We start from the raw sequence: 16,125 nt of genomic DNA, 5'->3' as shown, positions 1-16,125 counted from the left end.
TTGTGGTGGTGACGGGCGGGTGCGGGAGGTGGGGGTGGGGGCGTGGGGTCAGATCGTGCCCAGGGCTGCGGCGCGGGCGGTGCGGAAGGCGGTCAGGGCGTCACGGTCGGGGTACGACCAGGGGGCGGGTGTGGCGTGGTCGCCGATGCGGTGGAAGAGGGCGGCGGCCTCGGCGCCCCGGCCCTCGCAGACCTTGGCGTGGGCGAGGAAGTTGAGGTCGACCAGGCGGCGCGGGTGGCCTTCGTGCTCCCACTCCAGCCACCAGTCGAAGGCGGCCTTCATCACCTGCCGGGCGCGGCGGCCGACCCAGTGGCCGGAGGCGACCGGGTCGGCGGGTTCGTGTCCGGCGGCGGCCAGGGCGCGGTAGCGCTCGGCGTGCGCGATGACCGGCAGGACCGCCAGCGGCGAGTCGGCGGGTGCCTGCTCGGCGGCCCAGTTGGCGAAGTCGTACACCTCGTGCAACGGGTCCGGGCCCGCCTCCACCCGGCGTTCGGCGAGCCAGGCGACCACCAGGTGGTGGGCGTGGTGGTGGTCCGCGTACCGGGTGCGGATCTGCTCGAAGATCCGGACCACGTCCCCCTCGGCCCCCCGGTCGCACTCCAGCAGGAGCAGTCCGAGCCAGGGGGTGGGGTCGGCGGGCACGAGCTCCGCCGCCCGGCGGCAGACCTCGCGGGCACGGGCCGGTTTCTCCTTGCCGCGCAGCGCGCGCCGCACCTGGGCCAGGGCGAACAGCACGGACGCGTCACCGGAGTCGGGTTCGGCGAGCAGCCACTCGCGGGTCCAGGCGGCGCAGTACGACTCCCCGGCGAGCACCGTGATCCGGTGGTCCCGGCGGTCCCAGTCCTCCCCCGTGCGGACCAGCAGCGAGCGGGTGCTCTGCCACCGGCCCTGCGCCAGCGCGGTCCGCGCGGCGGCGAGTTCGGCGTCGTCGAGGGCCTCGTCGAAGGCCTGTGCCGCACGTCTGCGGGCACGGCCGAGGGGAGGCGGGGGTGGGGGCACCGCGGGACTTCCTCACGCGCTCTTCTTGTGGTCGCCGGCTCACGGCGGGCGGTCGGTAGGGCAGTGGTCGGCTGCCGAACGCCATGGGCTGATCACTCACAGCAAACCGTCAGCCGACGGATCACGTCAAGGGCGCCCCCTGCGTTACTCGCGTCAACTGCGTTCACGAACCGGCTACTTGTGATCTCCGGGGCAGGGGATCCGCCCGGGTGGGGTGAGCGGTCGGGCAGGGGCCGGCCGCTGCTTGGATGGCCGTATGAGTGCTGAGGAGATCATCGACATCGTCGACGAGAACGACCGGGTGGTCGGGCGGTCCCCGCGCGGGGAGGCCTACGCGCGGGGGCTGCGCCACCGCTGCGCCTTCATCCTGGTCCGGGACGCCGGGGGGCGGATCTTCGTGCACCGCCGCACCCCGGCCAAGCAGGTCTTCCCCTCCCTGTACGACATGTTCGTCGGCGGGGTCGTCGGCGCGGGCGAGGGCTACGACGAGGCGGCGCTGCGGGAGGCCGAGGAGGAACTGGGCGTGAGCGGGCTGCCGCGCCCCGAGTACGTCTTCACGTTCCTGTACGACGACGGGGCGGGCCGCAGCTGGTGGTCGGCGGTGTACGAGGTGCGCTGCGACCGGCCCGTACGGCCGCAGGCGGAGGAGGTGGCCTGGTGGGACTTCCTGTCGGAGGCGGAACTGGAGCGGCGGCTCGGTGAGTGGGAGTGGACTCCGGACGGACTGGCGGCGTACGAGCGGCTCAGGGCGTACCGGTCGGAGCCGTCGGGGCGGGCGGAGGGCTGAGCGGTCCCCCGCCAACGGTCGTCGGCCCGGCCCGGAGGCGGCCCCGGTAGGGTCGCGGCGTGATCGACTTCGTGCGGAACATCCGGTTGTGGTTCGCGCCCGGCGAGGTGCGGCGGGAGGGCGACACGCCCGACTACCGGTTCTCGCTGGCGAACGAGCGGACGTTTCTCGCCTGGTTGCGCACCGCGCTCGCGTTGATCGGCGGCGGGTTCGCCGTGGACCAGTTCCTGCCGGACCTGCGCTGGGGGTGGCGGGTCGGGCTGGCGCTGGCGCTGCTGGCCGCGGGGGCGCTGTGCGCGTTGCGGGCGGTCAACCACTGGGTGCGGTGCGAGCGGGCGATGCGGCGGGGGGAGGATCTGCCGGTGTCGCGGTTTCCGGCGCTGCTGAGTCTCGTGGTGGCGGTGGTGGCCGTGGTGATGGTCGCCGTGGTGCTGTTCGGGTGGGACGGGTGAGCGGGGCCGCGGAGCGGGACCCGGGGCTGCAGCCCGAGCGGACCCGGCTCGCGTGGCGGCGTACGACGCTGTCGGCCGCGGTCGCGGCGGTGCTGGCCGTGAAGACGGCGTTGGCGGGTGGGGTGTCGGCGGCCGGGGTGGTCGCGTGCGCGCTGTGCTGTGCCTGCTGGGTGGGGTTCCTGTGGGTCGCCCATCGGCGGATCCGGGGGCTGGCGGCGGTGAGTGAACCGGGGGCGCTCGTTCCGTCGTATGCGGCGGTGGCGGTGGTCTGCACGGTGGCCATGGCCGGGTGCGGGGCGGTGCTCGTCGGTTCGGGGTGAGGTGGGGGTGCTCGGTGGGTTTTTCGCCCCCGCCGCCCCTTCCCTCCCCCGCTCTCGGCTTCGCTCGAGCGGGAGGTACCCCCATCGTCCCCGGGGCTGCGCCCCAGACCCCCATCGGCCCTGGACGGGCCTCGTCCTCGAACGCCGGACGGGCTGAGTGCGCCGGACTGGCTGGATTCAGCCGACCGTCACCACGATCTTGCCCCGGGTCCGGCCCTCCTGGCTCAGGCGGTGGGCGTCCGCCGCCCGTTCCAGGGGGAAGGTCTCCGAGACGTGGACGGTGACCGTGCCCTGGTCCGCCAGGTCGGAGAGGTGCCGGAGGTCTTGGGGGTCGGGGCGGACGAACCAGTAGCGCCCGCCGTAGCTCACCACCTCGGGGTCGGTGATCGAGGCCAGGCGGCCCTCGGGCGCCAGGAGGTTCGCGGAGGCCTTGAGGGCGTCGCCGCCCACCGAGTCGAACACCGCGTCCACGCCTTCGGGCGCCAGCCCCCGTACCCGTTCGGTCAGGCCCTCGCCGTGGCTCACCGGTTCCCCGCCCAGTCCCCGTACGAAGTCGTGGTTGCGCTCGCTCGCCGTACCGATGACCCGGGCGCCGAGGTGGGCGGCGAGCTGGACGGCGACGGATCCGACGCCGCCGGCCGCGGCGTGCACCAGGAGGGTCTCGCCCCGCTTGACCTCGAGGACGCGGTGCAGCACCTGGTACGCGGTGAGCCCCACGAGCGGGAGGCCGGCCGCCTCCTCGAAGGACAGGGAGCGCGGCTTGCGCGCGAGGGCGCGCACCGGGGCGGCCACGTACTCGGCGAAGGTGCCGCGGGAGAGGACGTCCTCGCGCACGTAGCCGATGACCTCGTCGCCGACGGCGAACTCCGGTACGGCGGGACCGGGCTGGACGACCACGCCCGAGACGTCCCAGCCGGGGATCACCGGGAACACCGGCTGGAGGATCGCGTCGAGATGGCCCTCGCGGCACTTCCAGTCGACCGGGTTGACGGCCGCCGCCCGCACCTTCACCAGCACCGAGTCGGGGCCGACCCTGGGGTCGTCGACCTCCCCGAGTTCCAGCACTTCGGGGCCGCCGTACCGGGAGTAGCTGATCGCCTTCATGGGTTCGACCCTCCGGGCTCCGCGCGCACGGTGCAAGCCGAATGAACCGATATGCGCCGTTCGCGTGGCGGCCGGACGGGGCGCGGGCGCCGCGAGCGCCTATCGTGGCCCCGATCACGTTCGGCCGCCGCTCTGGACGACATACCGACCGGTCGGCATCATAAGGCGGGTACTGTTTCCTGCCCGTAGGAGCGACGATGAGCCCCGACCACCCGCCCGGACTCGATCTCGACCGGCTGCGCGGCCTGCTCGAACGGGAGCGGCCCGGCCTGGTGAACGGCCCGCTCACCGGCCGGCTGATCGAGGGCGGCAGGTCGAACCTCACGTACGCGGTCTCCGACGGCGGCTCGAAGTGGGTCGTACGGCGTCCCCCGCTCGGCCATGTGCTGGCCACCGCGCACGACATGAAGCGCGAGCACCGGGTGATCAGCGCGCTGCACCCGACCGCCGTGCCGGTGCCGCGCACCGTGCTGCTGTGCGAGGACGAGGAGGTGCTCGGGGCGCCGTTCTACGTCATGGACTTCGTCGAGGGCACTCCGTACCGGACCGCCGGCCAGCTCGCCCCGCTCGGCGCCGAACGCACCCGGGACGCGGTACTGAACCTGGTGGACACGCTGGTCGAGCTGCACGCGGTGGAGCCCGGCGAGGTGGGGCTCGCGGACTTCGGCCGCCCCGAGGGCTTCCTGGACCGGCAGCTGCGGCGCTGGGGCAAGCAGCTGGACGCCTCCCGCAACCGGGAGCTGGCCGGGATCGACGAGCTGCACGCGGCGCTCGGGCGCGAGCTGCCCGTCTCCCCCGCGCCCGCCGTGGTGCACGGCGACTACCGCCTCGACAACGCGCTGATCGGGGAGGACGACCGGATCAGGGCCGTCCTCGACTGGGAGATGTCCACACTCGGTGATCCGCTGACGGACCTGGGGCTGCTGGTGATGTACAGCATGCCGCTGGGCATGCCGGACTCCCCCGTCTCCACGACCGCCGAGGCGCCCGGGCACCCCACGCCCGCCGAGCTGGTCGAGCGGTACGCCGCGCGGTCGGGGCGCGACGTCTCCGCGGTGTCCTGGTACACGGCGTTCGCCTGGTTCAAGCTCGCCGTGATCCTGGAGGGCATCCACTACCGCTACACCCTGGGCCGGACGGTCGGGCGCGGCTTCGACCGCATCGGCGATCTGGTGCCGGTCTTCATCCGGCACGGTCTGACCACTCTTCAGGAAGGCTGACGGACCATGGACTTCGCGTTCGACGCGCGCACCGAGGAGCTGCGCGCCAGACTGCTCGCCTTCATGGACGAGTACGTGTACCCGGCCGAGGCGGTCGCCCACGAGCAGCGTGCCGGGCTGGACTCGCCGTGGGAGAACGTCCCCGTGGTGGAGGAGCTGAAGGCCGAGGCCCGCCGGCAGGGGCTGTGGAACCTGTTCCTGCCCGACTCCGAGTACGGTGCCGGGCTGACGAACCTGCAGTACGCGCCGCTCGCCGAGATCATGGGCCGGTCCCCGCAGATCGCCCCCACCGTCACCAACTGCGCCGCGCCCGACACCGGGAACATGGAGGTGCTGGCGCAGTTCGGCGACGAGGCGCAGAAGAAGCAGTGGCTCCAGCCGCTGCTGGCCGGTGAGATCCGCTCGGCGTTCGCCATGACCGAGCCGGACGTCGCCTCCTCCGACGCCACCAACATCACCACGCACATCGAGCGGGACGGCGACGAGTACGTCGTCACGGGCCGCAAGTGGTACATCTCCGGGGCGATGCACCCGGACTGCAGGATCTTCATCGTGATGGGCAAGACCGACCCGGACGGGGCGGACATCCGCCGTCAGCAGTCCATGGTCCTCGTCCCGCGCGACACGCCGGGCGTCACCGTCAAGCGCGCCATGCGGGTGTTCGGTTACGAGGACCACTACCACGGCGGGCACGCCGAGGTGGTCTTCGACCACGCGCGCGTGCCGGTGTCGAACCTGATCGGCGAGGAGGGCGGCGGCTTCGCCATCGCGCAGGCCCGGCTCGGTCCCGGCCGGATCCACCACTGCATGCGGCTGATCGGCATGGCCGAGCGGGCCGTCGAGCTGATGTGCCGCCGCGCGGTGTCCCGGGACGCGTTCGGCAAGGCGCTGGCGCAGCAGGGCGTGGTGCAGAACTGGATCGCCGACGCGCGCGTGGCCGTCGAGCAGCTGCGGCTGCTGGTGCTGAAGACGGCCTGGATGATGGACACCGTCGGCAACCGGGGCGCCCACACGGAGATCCAGGCCATCAAGATCGCCACCCCGCGCACCGTCGTCGGCATCCTCGACCGCGCGATCCAGCTGTACGGCGCGGGCGGGGTCAGCCAGGACTTCCCGCTGGCCGAGCTGTACGCCGGGGCCCGCACGCTGATGATCGCGGACGGCCCGGACGAGGTGCACCAGCGGTCGCTGGCCCGTCGGGAGCTGAAGAAGTACCTGTAGGGGGCGCCCCCGCTAGTAGCCGCCGGACGGAGTGTGGTCCGTCAGCGCCAGCGCGCGCAGGAAGTCACGCACGCGCAGGAGCCGACGGGCCAGGAGGCGGCGCGCGGTGGGGGCGTGCGGGGAGTGGGCGGTGGGCCACGGGGCCGGTACGAGATCCATGCCGCCAGCATCGGGTCCCGTCCTGTCAGCGGTCCAACAGATGGTTTCGCTCGGACCGATCTCTAGAATCGATGCATGGAGATCCGGCAGCTCCGCCACTTCATGGCGGTCGTCACCGAGGGCAGCTTCACCGCCGCGGCCCGTGCCGAGCTGATCGTGCAGTCGGCGCTCAGCACCTCGATCCGCAATCTGGAACGGGAACTGGGCGCCGACCTGTTCGACCGCACCGGCCGGCGGGTCGTGCTCACGGAGGCGGGACGCGCGCTGCTGCCGCAGGCGCGGGCGCTGCTGGCCGGGGCCCGGTCGGCGCGGGAGGCGGTGGCGGCGGTGGCCGGGTTGGACACCGGCCGGGTGGCCATCGGCACCATCCAGACGCTGACCTGTGTCGACCTGCCCGGTGAACTGGCCGCCTTCCACCAGGAGTTCCCCGGCGTCCAGGTCTCCGTCCGGGACGCCACGGTGGACGAGCTGACCGAGGCACTGCGGGCGGGCGAGCTGGACCTGGCGTACCTCGCGCCGGACGCGCGGGAGCTCCCGGAAGGGCTGACGGTGCACGCGACCTGGCAGGAGGAGCTGGTGCTGATCACCGCGCCGGGGCATCCGCTCGCCGGGGCCGGCCGGACGCTGATCCGGGATCTCGCCGAGGAACCGTTCGTGGACTTCCGCGCGGGGACCGGTCTGGAGACGGCCGTACGGCGGCTGGCCGCCCACTGCGGGCTGCGTCGCCGCATCACCTGCGACGTCACCCAGGCCGGGCTGCTGGTGGATCTGGTGCGGGCCGGGATCGGAGTGGCGTTCGTGCCCCGGCCGATCGGCGAGCGGGCGGGGCTGCCGTGCGTCACGGTCCGGCAGCCGGACCCGGGGCGCACGGTGGTCCTGGCCGGGCGCGGGTCACGGCCGCGCAACCCGGCCGCCGCGGCCCTGCTCGATCACCTCATGGGCCGCCGGGAGCGGCTCAGGGGCGCAGGGCCCGCAGCAGCAGGTCCGCCAGGTGGTCGGCGACCTCCTGCGGGCTGAGCGGGCCGTCGGGGCGGTACCAGGTCGACAGGTGGTGCACGGAGCCGAAGTGGTAGTCGACCACCAGGTCGGCCGGGGTCGCCGTGGAGAAGACGCCCGCGCGCTGGCCCTCCTCGATCAGTGCGCGGAAGCGTTCGTGGTAGCGGCGGCGCTCGGCGCGCACCTGCTTGTTCTTCTCCGGGCCGAGGTGGTGCATGGAGCGGAAGAAGATCGACGCGTCGTCGAGGTTCTCGATCGTGGTGACGACGACGTCGGCCGCCGCGCCACGCAGCCGCTTCTCGATCGGCTCGTCGGCGTCCGCGAAGTGGTCCAGGCGTTCCTGCTGGAGGCGCAGCACGCGCGCGTACACCTCGTGCAGCAGGTCGTCCTTGGAGCCGAAGTAGTGGTAGAGCGCCCCCTTGGTGACGCCGGCCGCCTCGACGATCTCCTGCACCGAGGTGCGGTCGTAGCCCTGCTCGGCGAAGAGCCGGGTGGCGGCGGCCAGGAGCCGCTGCGGCACAGGAGTCCCGTCACCGTCCGTCGTCCTGGGCACTGCCGCCACCCGCCTTTCCGTGTCGCTGCTGGTCGTCGTCGCTGCTAGTCGTCGTGGGTCGGGGAACGCAGTTCCCTCCGGAGGATCTTCCCACTGGCCGTCTTCGGCAGCTCCGGCAGGATCTCCACCTGGCGCGGGTACTTGTAGGCGGCCAGTCTCTCCCTGCAGTACGCGGCGAGCGCGTCCGGGTCCGTGCCGGCGCCGGGGCGCAGGCTGATGAAGGCCTTGACGGTCTCCCCGCGGTACCCGTCGGGCACCCCGACGACGGCCGCCTCGCGCACCGCCGGATGCGTGTAGAGGACGTCCTCGACCTCGCGCGGCCACACCTTGAAGCCGGACGCGTTGATCATGTCCTTCTTGCGGTCGACGACGTACAGCCAGCCCTCGGGGTCCATGAAGCCGATGTCGCCGGTGCGCAGCTCGCCGTCGGGGAAGGTCTCGGCGGTGGCGTCGGGCCGCTGCCAGTAGCCGGGCACGACCTGCGGGCCGCGCACGACGATCTCGCCCTGCTCGCCGAACGGCACCTCCTCGCCCCGGTCGTCGACGATCCGTACGACGGTGTCGGGGCCCGGCACACCGACGGCGAGCGTGCCGGAGGCCTCGTCGACGGGGGCCTCCAGGTGCGGCGGGACGGAGGCGCAGGGGGCGGTGCACTCGGTCAGCCCGTAGCCGTTGCGGAGGTACGGCCCGAAGCCGGCCCGGAACTTCTCCACCAGGGCGGGCGGCAGCGGGGCGCCGCCGGAGGAGATCACCCGGAAGGAGGAGAAGTGGTCGCGGCTCACGCCGGGGTGGGCGGCCAGCGCCATGAAGGCGGTGGACGGGCCGACGGTGTAGTGCGGCCGGTGTTCGGCGAAGGCGTCCAGGACCGTGCCCGGCTCGAAGCGGTACGCCAGGACGAGGGTGCCCGCGCTGTTGAGGCAGGCGCCGAGCTGGCAGACCATCCCGGTGATGTGGAACAGGGGCGCGAGGGCGAAGTAGACGGGCGCCTCGGGCAGGCCGAGCCCCGTGCGCTGCCGTTCGGCGTTGTACATGATGTTGCGGTGCGTGTTGGTGGCGCCCTTGGGGGTGCCGCTGGTGCCCGAGGTGTAGCTGATCAGCGCGGTGTCGCCGGGGGCCGGGTCACGGTGCTCGGGGGCCGGGTGGCCCTGGCGGGCGGCCGTGGTGAGGTCGTCGGCGTCCGGGGCCTGCGGGAGCCGCTCGAAGGTCAGCACGCGCGTGTCGCCGCGGGTCTGGAAGTCCAGCTCGCAGCCGGTGAGCACGATCCGCACGGGCGAGCCGGCGGCCGTCTCGCGCAGGTACGCCTCCCAGGCCCGGTCGGAGCAGATTAGCGCGGCCACGTCGGCGTCCCGCAGGACGTGCGTCACCTCGCCCGACTTGTACATCGGGTTGACGGGCACGACGACCGCGCCCGCCTTCCAGGCGCCGAGCAGGGCGAGGACGAAGAGCGGGGAGTTCTGCAGCAGGACCGCCACCCGCTCGCCGCGCTCCAGGCCGCGCGCGGCGAGGTGGCCGGCGAGGGAGTCGCTGAGCTCGTCGGCCTCGCGGTAGGTGAGGCGGCCGTCGAAGTAGGCGAGGAAGGTGCGGTCGGGGGTCTCGGACACCGCGCGGCGCAGGGCGTGCACCAGGGAGTCGGCGGGCTCCAGGGGGGCGCGCTGGGCGTCGGTGAGGAGGGCCAGCCAGGGCTTGCCGGCGTAGCGGGAGGCGGTCACCGGGTCGCCTCCCACTGCTGCTGGAGGCGGTTCATGCCGGCCAGCCAGCGGTCCGGCTCGGCGGCGCGGGCCCGGTAGTACTCGGCGACCTCGGGGTGGGGCAGGATCAGGAAGCGGTCCTCGTCCATGCCGCGGAAGAGGGCGTCGGCCACGTCCTCCGGCTCGATCGCGGTCGGCTTGAGGACCAGGTCGCCCGCGCTGCCGCTGGCGTCGAGCATGTCGGTGCGCACGCCCTGCGGGCAGATCGCGTGGACCTTCACCCCGCGGTGCCGGTACGTCAGCGACAGCCACTCGGCGAAGGCGTAGGCGCCGTGCTTGGTGACGCTGTAGGGGGCGGTGCCGATCATGGTGAGCAGTCCGGCGGCGGAGACGGTGGAGACGAAGCGGCCGCTGCCGCGCTCCAGCCAGTCCGGGAGCAGGGCGTGCGCCGCGCGGACGTGCGCCATGACGTTGACGTCCCAGGAGAGCGCCCAGCCCTGCTCGTCGAGCGGTTCGCCGGGCTCCCCGCCGTTGCGGCCGACGCCCGCGTTGGCGCAGTACACGTCGACCGTCCCGCCGAGCGCCTCCCGGGCCTCGGCGACGATCGCGGAGGCGTCGCCCGCGACGGCCAGGCCCCCGATCTCCGCGGCGACCGCCTTGGCGCGGTCGGCGTCCAGGTCGTTGACGACGACCCGCGCCCCCCGGTCGGCGAAGCGGCGGGCGAGCGCCGCCCCGATGCCGCCCCCGGCTCCCGTGACGACCACCTTCGCACCCTGCACGGCTTGCACCATCGGTCTCCTTCGACGCGGCTCCCAGCGGTTACCGGCGTCAGACTAACCGGTCGGTATGTCGGGTGGAAGGGGTGTTCCGCGCGGGGTCGGTCCGGTTCGTTCCCCGGGGCGGTCACGCGCGCTAGCGTGCGTGCGCATGACACCCGCCACGATCACGGAGGTCACCGCATGAAGCTGTCCAGACGGAGCCTGCTCGCCACCACCACGGCCGCGGTCGCGGCCGGTGCCGCACCGGCCGCCGCCGCTTCCGGCCCGGCGGCGCAGGGGGGCGGGCGGGGGCTGCGCACCGGGTTCGAACGGCTCGCCGCGGACGGCTACGCGCTGCTCGACGGGCGGCGCGTGGGCGTGGTCACCAACCCGACGGGCATCACCCGGGAGGCGCGGCACATCGTCGACGTCATGCACGCCGACGACCGGGTGGACCTGACCGCCGTCTTCGGCCCCGAGCACGGCTTCCGGGGCACCGCCCAGGCGGGCGGCTCGGAGGGCCGTTACGACGACCCGGCGACCGGCCTGCCCGTCTACGACACGTACCTGAAGAGCGGTCAGGCGCTCGCCGACGTCTTCACGGCGTCCGGCGTGGACACGGTCGTCTTCGACATCCAGGACGTCGGCGCACGGTTCTACACGTACGTCTGGACCCTGTTCGACTGCATGGAGGCGGCCGCGCTCGCGGGCAGGAGGTTCGTCGTCCTGGACCGGCCGAACCCGGTGACCGGGCGGGCCGCGCGGGGTCCGGTGCTGCACGAGGAGTTCGCCACGTTCGTCGGGCGGCAGCCGGTCTCGCAGGCGCACGGGATGACGGTGGCGGAGCTGGCGCTGCTGTTCAACGGGGAGTTCCTGACGGCGCCGGTGCCGTTGGAGACCGTGACGATGTCGGGCTGGCGGCGGACGGACTTCTACGACGCCTCCGGGTTGCCGTGGGTGCCGCCGAGCCCGAACATGCCGACGCCGGAGACGGCGCTGGTGTACGCGGGGACGTGCCTGTTCGAGGGGACGAACCTGTCGGAGGGGCGCGGGACCACCCGGCCGTTCGAGCTGCTGGGCGCCGAGGGGGTCGACGGCCGCTGGGCGGAGGCGGCGAACGCGCTGGGGCTCGCGGGCGTGCGCTTCCGGGAGGCGTACTTCGCTCCGACGTTCTCCAAGTTCCAGGGGAAGACCATCGGGGGCGTCCAGCTGCACGTGCACGACCGGGAGGCGTTCGACCCGGTGCGGACGGGGATCGGGCTGCTGATCACCGCCAAGCGGTCGTGGAGCGGTTTCGCCTGGCGCGCGGACCACTGGATCGACAAGCTCACCGGCTCCGCGCGCGTGCGCACCATGATCGACGCGGGCGCGGACACGGACGAGGTGGTGGCCGGCTGGCAGGAGGAGCTGGCGGGGTTCCGGAGGATGCGGCGGCAGTACCTGCTCTACCGCTGAGAGCGGGCGGTACGGGACGGCGGCGGGCGGCGGCCCGCCGCCGTTTTGCGTCGGGTGTGCATATCTGCGGGGTCTTCAGGAACCCGTGGAAGCCGCCGGGAGTTCTCAGGCTGACGAGGAGGGGCCTCTCCCCCGAGGGGAGGGCACGGAGCGGGTTACCGCCGGTATCCCCCGTGTACGACCACAACTGAAGCAGGGAGCACGGGAGTTGACCCGTGAGTTCCCGCGGCCGGCTGATGGGGGCCATCGAAAAAAGGATGGAGCCGATTCGCGTGTCGATACGTCTATTCGGCGACGTCCGTTCGACGACGCCGAAGTGACCGGATTACAGGTGCAGGTGTGACGGAGGTGCAGGACGATGGCCGGTTTCCGGAGTCTGGCGAGACAGGTCCGAGATCCACGGTGCGATCTGGCGCTGCGGCGCTATTCGCTGCGCAAGTGCCTTGAGCGATTCGCTCCCTACGGGCACAGGGCGACCTGGGACCATCTGTGCTCGCGGGCCGGGTTCGATCCCGAGGACCGCTCCGTCGACCCGGCGCGGCTCGTGGCCGCACTGGAGGAGCTGGAGGAGGCCCGGGCGGTCTGGCTGGGCTACGAGGTGGAGTTCGCCGAGCGCCGCAGGAAGGAGAAGCACGACGGACTGCGCAGGCCGGGCAGTGTGGACGACTGGCACCGGCTGACCTGGGGCGGTTTCGGCGTGGCCTGGTGCGACGACCCGCGGGTGCATCCGCGCGAGCCGCTGGCCGAGGTGCTGCGGCGGCTGATAGCCGCGCTGGAGCGCGAGCCGGGCACGGCCTGCCCCGTGTGCCGGGGGGAACGGCTCGTGTGGCGCTTCGACCTGGACCACGAGCCGTCGACGGGCCCGGTCTGCACGGACTGCGGGATCCTGGTGCCGCGTCCCGTGCTCACCTCCGGAGCCCTGGCGGACGCCCGTAGGGCGAGGCTGCTGGTGTCGGCCTGAGTGACGGGGAGCGTCGGGGTGCGGGGGTGCGCAGGGGATGCCGCACCCCCGCTGTCTCCCGCCGGGGAACACGTGGGGCCGGGAAGCCGTGGTGCGCGCGGGCCGGCCCGGGCCCGGGGGCCGTGCCGGAGGGCCGGAGGCGCCCTCGTCTGCGGGTGCGCGGCGACCGCGACGGCCGCGGTGCGGGCGCGTGCCGGCCGACATGCGCGGTGGGCGCCGCGGCCGGTGGTGCCGCGGTCGGGGCGGGCGCGGCGGCGGTCGCCGGAGCGTGGCCGCGGCGACCGTAGCAGGCGGTAAACCGGTCGTACCAGGGCTTTGTTCCGTGGACAGTCGAGGGCGATGGAACACACCTGAGAGCCCTGGAGCCGTCCTGATGTCGACGCTGCGCGTCACCGCCGAGGTCCTGACCGTCCACGAGCACCCGGGCGCCGACGCCCTCGAACTGGCCCAGGTGGGCCTGTACCGGGCCGTCGTCGCCAAGGGGGCGTACCGCACGGGTGAGGCCGCGGTCTACATCCCCGAGCAGTCCGTGCTGCCGGCCGCGCTGATCGAGGAACTGGGTCTGACCGGCCGACTGGCGGGCGGGAACCACGACCGGGTCAAGGCGATCCGGCTGCGCGGCGAGCTGTCGCAGGGCCTCGTGTGCCGGCCGAAGGCGCTCGCGGACATCGACCTCGTACGGGCCGCCGCGGACGGCACCGACTTCGCGGAGCTGCTCGGCATCACCAAGTGGGTGCCGCCCGTCCCGCCGACGATGAGCGGCGAGGTGGAGTCCGCGCCCGAGCTGCTGCCCTGGGTCGACATCGAGAACATCCAGCGCCACCCGGACATCTTCGCCCCCGGCGAGCCCGTGGTGCTCACGGAGAAGCTGCACGGCACGGCCTGCCTGCTGACGTACTCCGCCGAGGAGGACCGGGTGTACGTCTCGTCCAAGGGGTTCGGCGCGAAGTCACTGGCCCTGAAGGAGGACCCGCGCAACCTGTACTGGCGGGCGGTGCGCGGTCACGGTGTCGCCGAGGCCGCGGCGGACCTCGCCGCACGGCTGGGGGCCCGGCGGGTCGGTGTCTTCGGCGAGGTGTACGGCGCGGGTGTGCAGGACCTGTCGTACGGCGCGGACGGGCGGCGCGACACCCTCGGGTACGCCGTGTTCGACGTGTCGGCGGAGATCGACGGCCGGGTGCGCTGGCTGGACGCGGCGGAGCTGCTGGACGGGCGGCTGCCGTCGGTGCCCCGGCTGTTCACGGGTCCGTACGACAGTGAGCGGGTGCTGGAGATCGCCAGTGGCCGCGAGACGGTCTCCGGGCGGGAGCTGCATCTGCGCGAGGGCGTGGTGATCCGCCCGGCCGTCGAACGCCACAGCCCGGTGACCGGCGGCCGCGCCATAGCGAAGGCCGTGAGCCCGGCGTATCTGACCCGCAAGGGCGGCACGGAGTACGAGTGAGCGGGGCGGGCGGCAGCCCCGGCTGCCGCCCGCTTCCCCCTGCCGGACCACACGGACCGGCCCACAGCACCACGCTGCCGCACAGCTGCGGGCAGCCGTCCTCACAACTGCGCGGCAACCGCACCGCCACACCGCCGTAGCTGCGGGCAAGTCGTGCCTCCCCCCGTGCCTTGAGGGCCTGGGAGGTGCCCCCAGGGCGGCACGGGTGGGCGCGGCGAACGCCGACAGAACAACCCGCCCCCGCGCCACCCACGCAAGCACGAGGGCGCGACGCCCCTGTACAGGTCAGCGGCCCCCCTGCCGCCGTCCACCGTTCTCCGCCAGCAGCCGGGACCCCGTCAGCCGGTCGCCGAAGACGTCGTCCGGGTTGGACAGGACGCAGCTGTCCAGTGAGAGGCAGCCGCAGCCGATGCAGTCCGTGAGGTGGTCGCGCAGGCGGTTGAGCTGCTTGATGCGTTCGTCCAGCTCGGAGCGCCACGCCTGGGAGAGGTGCGCCCAGTCGTCCCGGGTGGGCGTGCGTTCCTCGGGCAGCTCGGCGAGCGCCTCGCGGATCGTGGCGAGCGGGATGCCGACGCGCTGGGCGGCGCGGATGAAGGCGACCCGCCGCAGGGTGTCACGGCTGTAGCGGCGCTGGTTGCCCGCGGTGCGGCGGCTGCTGATCAGGCCCTTGGACTCGTAGAAGTGCAGGGCCGAGACGGCGGCGCCGCTGCGCGCGGAGAGCTGGCCGACCGTGAGCTCGTGGATCTTCTCGGGAAGCTGGGGCATTCCTCGAACCCTACCCACCCGTCCGGCGGGCGGTCGTCGTTGACAGGGATCGCCCGGCACACCATGCTAAGCAGTTGCTTAGGCATGCGCACACGGATGCGCTGCGACTACCTCACGCGAGAGGCCGGGACATGGCAGAGCCGAGGATCTTCACGTCCGTCGACGACCTGAAGGCGGCGGTGGGCGAGCAGCTGGGACACACCGACTGGCTGGAGGTCGACCAGAAGCGGATCGACCTGTTCGCCGAGGCCACCGGGGACCACCAGTGGATCCACGTCGACCCGGAGAAGGCCGCGGCGGGGCCGTTCGGGACGACCATCGCGCACGGCTATCTGACGCTGTCGCTGCTGCCGCTGTTCGGCCCGCAGCTGATCTCCGTCGAGGGCGTGAAGATGGGCGTCAACTACGGCACCAACAAGGTGCGCTTCCCCGCCCCGGTCCCGGTCGGCTCGCGGGTGCGCGCCACCGCGACGATCACCGCCGTCGACGAGGTGCCGGGCGGTGTCCAGGTGGCCACGGCGTTCACCGTGGAGCGCGAGGGCGGCGACAAGCCGGTGTGCGTGGCCGAGTCGGTGGCCCGGTACTACCTCTGAGCGAAGCCGGCCTCCCCGGCCCCGACCATCCTGAGCACGAGGTCGGCGTAGAGCGCGCCGACCTCCTCGGGGGTGCGGGGACCGTCGACGTTGAACCAGCGGGCCACGTCGATGCAGAGGGAGAGCACGGCGAGCGTGGTGCCCTGGACGTCGATGACGTCGAACTCGCCGGAGCGCACGCCCTCCTCGATGATCCCGCGCACCTCGGCGTCGACCTGCCGGCGCAGCCCGAGGATCTCGGCGCGGGCCTCGGGGCCGAGCGAGTCGAGCTCGTACTGCACGACCCTGGCGGTGGTGCGGCCCCCCGCGTGCCAGCGGACGAAGGAGCTGACCGCTTCGGCGAGCCGCTCGCTGGGGCCGCCCTCGGCGCGGGCCGCCGTGCGCAGGATCGCCACGGCCTTCTCGTGGCCGATCCTGCTGATGCGGTGGAGCAGCTCTTCCTTGGTCTTGTAGTGGATGTAGAGCGCGGCCGGGCTCATCCCGGCACGGCTCGCGATGTCGCGGGTCGTCGTGGCGTGGTAGCCGCGCTCCGCGAACGCCTCCACGGCGGCGAGCAGCAATCGCCGGGCCGCGTCGGGCGTGACCTCACCCCACGGCTGCGCCTCGGCGCCGGCCGTCTCCTCCGCCGTACTCATCGCTCACCTCATTCACTG

Annotated in this window: 18 protein-coding genes; 10 read left to right on the top strand and 8 right to left on the bottom strand. The window is 73.2% G+C overall.

Translation table 11 applies throughout. The annotated features are described in order from the left end of the window. Positions 1–48 precede the first annotated feature (48 nt). Complete coding sequence (locus tag AB0A94_RS32575; RefSeq protein ID WP_361749654.1) at positions 49–999, bottom strand: hypothetical protein; 951 nt, start codon at positions 997–999, stop codon at positions 49–51. 256 nt (positions 1,000–1,255) lie between these two features. Between AB0A94_RS32575 and AB0A94_RS32570 the strand changes: the two genes are divergently transcribed. From AB0A94_RS32570 to AB0A94_RS32560, 3 genes are read left to right on the top strand one after another with little or no spacing between them, the layout of a single operon-like run. Further along, the gene (locus tag AB0A94_RS32570) at positions 1,256–1,786 is read left to right on the top strand and encodes an NUDIX domain-containing protein (protein ID WP_361749652.1); all 531 of its coding nucleotides are present in this window, start codon (positions 1,256–1,258) and stop codon (positions 1,784–1,786) included. Between the two features lie 59 nt (positions 1,787–1,845). Next, positions 1,846–2,238 carry a DUF202 domain-containing protein gene (locus AB0A94_RS32565; RefSeq protein ID WP_361749651.1) on the top strand — a complete coding sequence of 131 codons (393 nt, stop codon included), beginning with the start codon at positions 1,846–1,848 and terminating at the stop codon, positions 2,236–2,238. Beyond that, positions 2,235–2,558: a DUF202 domain-containing protein gene (locus AB0A94_RS32560; RefSeq protein WP_361749649.1), complete on the top strand. Its 324-nt coding sequence runs from the start codon at positions 2,235–2,237 to the stop codon at positions 2,556–2,558. The genes AB0A94_RS32565 and AB0A94_RS32560 overlap by 4 nt, the downstream gene beginning before the upstream one ends. 177 nt (positions 2,559–2,735) lie before the next feature. Here AB0A94_RS32560 and AB0A94_RS32555 read toward each other — a convergent pair whose 3' ends face one another. Beyond that, the gene (locus tag AB0A94_RS32555) at positions 2,736–3,662 is read right to left on the bottom strand and encodes an NADP-dependent oxidoreductase (RefSeq protein ID WP_361749647.1); all 927 of its coding nucleotides are present in this window, start codon (positions 3,660–3,662) and stop codon (positions 2,736–2,738) included. Between the two features lie 197 nt (positions 3,663–3,859). Here AB0A94_RS32555 and AB0A94_RS32550 point away from each other — a divergent pair, with 197 nt between their 5' ends. Together AB0A94_RS32550 and AB0A94_RS32545 are read left to right on the top strand one after the other, a co-directional pair. Next, positions 3,860–4,882: a phosphotransferase family protein gene (locus tag AB0A94_RS32550; RefSeq protein ID WP_361749646.1), complete on the top strand. Its 1,023-nt coding sequence runs from the start codon at positions 3,860–3,862 to the stop codon at positions 4,880–4,882. 6 nt (positions 4,883–4,888) lie between these two features. Next, positions 4,889–6,103 (top strand): acyl-CoA dehydrogenase family protein, encoded by a 1,215-nt coding sequence (locus AB0A94_RS32545; protein ID WP_361749645.1) that lies wholly within the window; start codon positions 4,889–4,891, stop codon positions 6,101–6,103. Positions 6,104–6,115: 12 nt separating this feature from the next. Here the strand turns inward: AB0A94_RS32545 and AB0A94_RS32540 are convergent, their stop codons facing one another. Beyond that, positions 6,116–6,262: a hypothetical protein gene (locus AB0A94_RS32540; RefSeq protein ID WP_361749644.1), complete on the bottom strand. Its 147-nt coding sequence runs from the start codon at positions 6,260–6,262 to the stop codon at positions 6,116–6,118. Positions 6,263–6,337: 75 nt separating this feature from the next. Here AB0A94_RS32540 and AB0A94_RS32535 point away from each other — a divergent pair, with 75 nt between their 5' ends. After that, a complete protein-coding gene (locus tag AB0A94_RS32535) occupies positions 6,338–7,279 on the top strand; it encodes a LysR family transcriptional regulator (RefSeq protein WP_361749643.1) in 942 nt (313 codons plus the stop codon). On the opposite strand, the gene AB0A94_RS32530 is transcribed toward AB0A94_RS32535, so the two are convergent. From AB0A94_RS32530 to AB0A94_RS32520, 3 genes are read right to left on the bottom strand one after another with little or no spacing between them, the layout of a single operon-like run. After that, positions 7,218–7,811: a TetR/AcrR family transcriptional regulator gene (locus tag AB0A94_RS32530; RefSeq protein WP_361749642.1), complete on the bottom strand. Its 594-nt coding sequence runs from the start codon at positions 7,809–7,811 to the stop codon at positions 7,218–7,220. The two genes, AB0A94_RS32535 and AB0A94_RS32530, sit on opposite strands and share 62 nt — an antisense overlap. Positions 7,812–7,855: 44 nt before the next feature. After that, positions 7,856–9,520: an AMP-binding protein gene (locus AB0A94_RS32525; RefSeq protein ID WP_361749641.1), complete on the bottom strand. Its 1,665-nt coding sequence runs from the start codon at positions 9,518–9,520 to the stop codon at positions 7,856–7,858. Beyond that, complete coding sequence (locus AB0A94_RS32520; RefSeq protein WP_361749640.1) at positions 9,517–10,290, bottom strand: SDR family oxidoreductase; 774 nt, start codon at positions 10,288–10,290, stop codon at positions 9,517–9,519. Before AB0A94_RS32520 ends, AB0A94_RS32525 begins: the two co-directional genes overlap by 4 nt. Before the next feature lie 168 nt (positions 10,291–10,458). On the opposite strand from AB0A94_RS32520, the gene AB0A94_RS32515 reads away from it, so the two are divergent. The 3 genes from AB0A94_RS32515 (at position 10,459) to AB0A94_RS32505 (ending at position 14,114) form a co-directional block, all read left to right on the top strand. Beyond that, positions 10,459–11,712, top strand: a complete 1,254-nt coding sequence (locus AB0A94_RS32515; RefSeq protein WP_361749639.1) for a DUF1343 domain-containing protein — start codon at positions 10,459–10,461, stop codon at positions 11,710–11,712. 358 nt (positions 11,713–12,070) lie between these two features. After that, on the top strand, positions 12,071–12,673 hold the full coding sequence (locus tag AB0A94_RS32510) for a hypothetical protein (RefSeq protein WP_217130355.1): 603 nt from the start codon (positions 12,071–12,073) through the stop codon (positions 12,671–12,673). A 373-nt stretch (positions 12,674–13,046) separates the two neighbouring features. After that, a complete protein-coding gene (locus AB0A94_RS32505; RefSeq protein WP_361749638.1) occupies positions 13,047–14,114 on the top strand; it encodes an RNA ligase (ATP) in 1,068 nt (355 codons plus the stop codon). Between the two features lie 285 nt (positions 14,115–14,399). On the opposite strand, the gene soxR is transcribed toward AB0A94_RS32505, so the two are convergent. Beyond that, positions 14,400–14,879, bottom strand: coding sequence for a redox-sensitive transcriptional activator SoxR (gene soxR, locus AB0A94_RS32500; RefSeq protein WP_361749637.1), 480 nt, complete (start codon positions 14,877–14,879; stop codon positions 14,400–14,402). 131 nt (positions 14,880–15,010) lie between these two features. Between soxR and AB0A94_RS32495 the strand changes: the two genes are divergently transcribed. Beyond that, entirely contained in the window at positions 15,011–15,472 is a 462-nt protein-coding gene (locus AB0A94_RS32495) for a MaoC family dehydratase (protein WP_344560464.1), read from the top strand. Here AB0A94_RS32495 and AB0A94_RS32490 read toward each other — a convergent pair. Further along, positions 15,463–16,107: a TetR/AcrR family transcriptional regulator gene (locus tag AB0A94_RS32490; protein WP_361749636.1), complete on the bottom strand. Its 645-nt coding sequence runs from the start codon at positions 16,105–16,107 to the stop codon at positions 15,463–15,465. The genes AB0A94_RS32495 and AB0A94_RS32490 overlap by 10 nt on opposite strands. Positions 16,108–16,125 lie beyond the last annotated feature (18 nt).

Source organism: Streptomyces sp. NPDC044984 (assembly GCF_040646935.1).
Taxonomy (GTDB): Bacteria; Actinomycetota; Actinomycetes; order Streptomycetales; family Streptomycetaceae; genus Streptomyces.
Note: the sequence above shows the minus strand (reverse complement) of the source record. Positions and strands in the feature narration are given on the sequence as shown.

Bases quoted from the DNA above. Each gene is read 5' to 3' on its own strand.
- AB0A94_RS32570 (WP_361749652.1), top strand. From the start codon at position 1,256: ATGAGTGCTGAGGAGATCATCGACATCGTCGACGAGAACGACCGGGTG.
- AB0A94_RS32555 (WP_361749647.1), bottom strand. From the start codon at position 3,662: ATGAAGGCGATCAGCTACTCCCGGTACGGCGGCCCCGAAGTGCTGGAA.
- AB0A94_RS32550 (WP_361749646.1), top strand. From the start codon at position 3,860: ATGAGCCCCGACCACCCGCCCGGACTCGATCTCGACCGGCTGCGCGGC.
- AB0A94_RS32545 (WP_361749645.1), top strand. From the start codon at position 4,889: ATGGACTTCGCGTTCGACGCGCGCACCGAGGAGCTGCGCGCCAGACTG.
- AB0A94_RS32540 (WP_361749644.1), bottom strand. From the start codon at position 6,262: ATGGATCTCGTACCGGCCCCGTGGCCCACCGCCCACTCCCCGCACGCC.
- AB0A94_RS32535 (WP_361749643.1), top strand. From the start codon at position 6,338: ATGGAGATCCGGCAGCTCCGCCACTTCATGGCGGTCGTCACCGAGGGC.
- AB0A94_RS32520 (WP_361749640.1), bottom strand. From the start codon at position 10,290: ATGGTGCAAGCCGTGCAGGGTGCGAAGGTGGTCGTCACGGGAGCCGGG.
- AB0A94_RS32515 (WP_361749639.1), top strand. From the start codon at position 10,459: ATGAAGCTGTCCAGACGGAGCCTGCTCGCCACCACCACGGCCGCGGTC.
- AB0A94_RS32510 (WP_217130355.1), top strand. From the start codon at position 12,071: ATGGCCGGTTTCCGGAGTCTGGCGAGACAGGTCCGAGATCCACGGTGC.
- AB0A94_RS32505 (WP_361749638.1), top strand. From the start codon at position 13,047: ATGTCGACGCTGCGCGTCACCGCCGAGGTCCTGACCGTCCACGAGCAC.
- soxR (WP_361749637.1), bottom strand. From the start codon at position 14,879: ATGCCCCAGCTTCCCGAGAAGATCCACGAGCTCACGGTCGGCCAGCTC.
- AB0A94_RS32495 (WP_344560464.1), top strand. From the start codon at position 15,011: ATGGCAGAGCCGAGGATCTTCACGTCCGTCGACGACCTGAAGGCGGCG.
- AB0A94_RS32490 (WP_361749636.1), bottom strand. From the start codon at position 16,107: ATGAGTACGGCGGAGGAGACGGCCGGCGCCGAGGCGCAGCCGTGGGGT.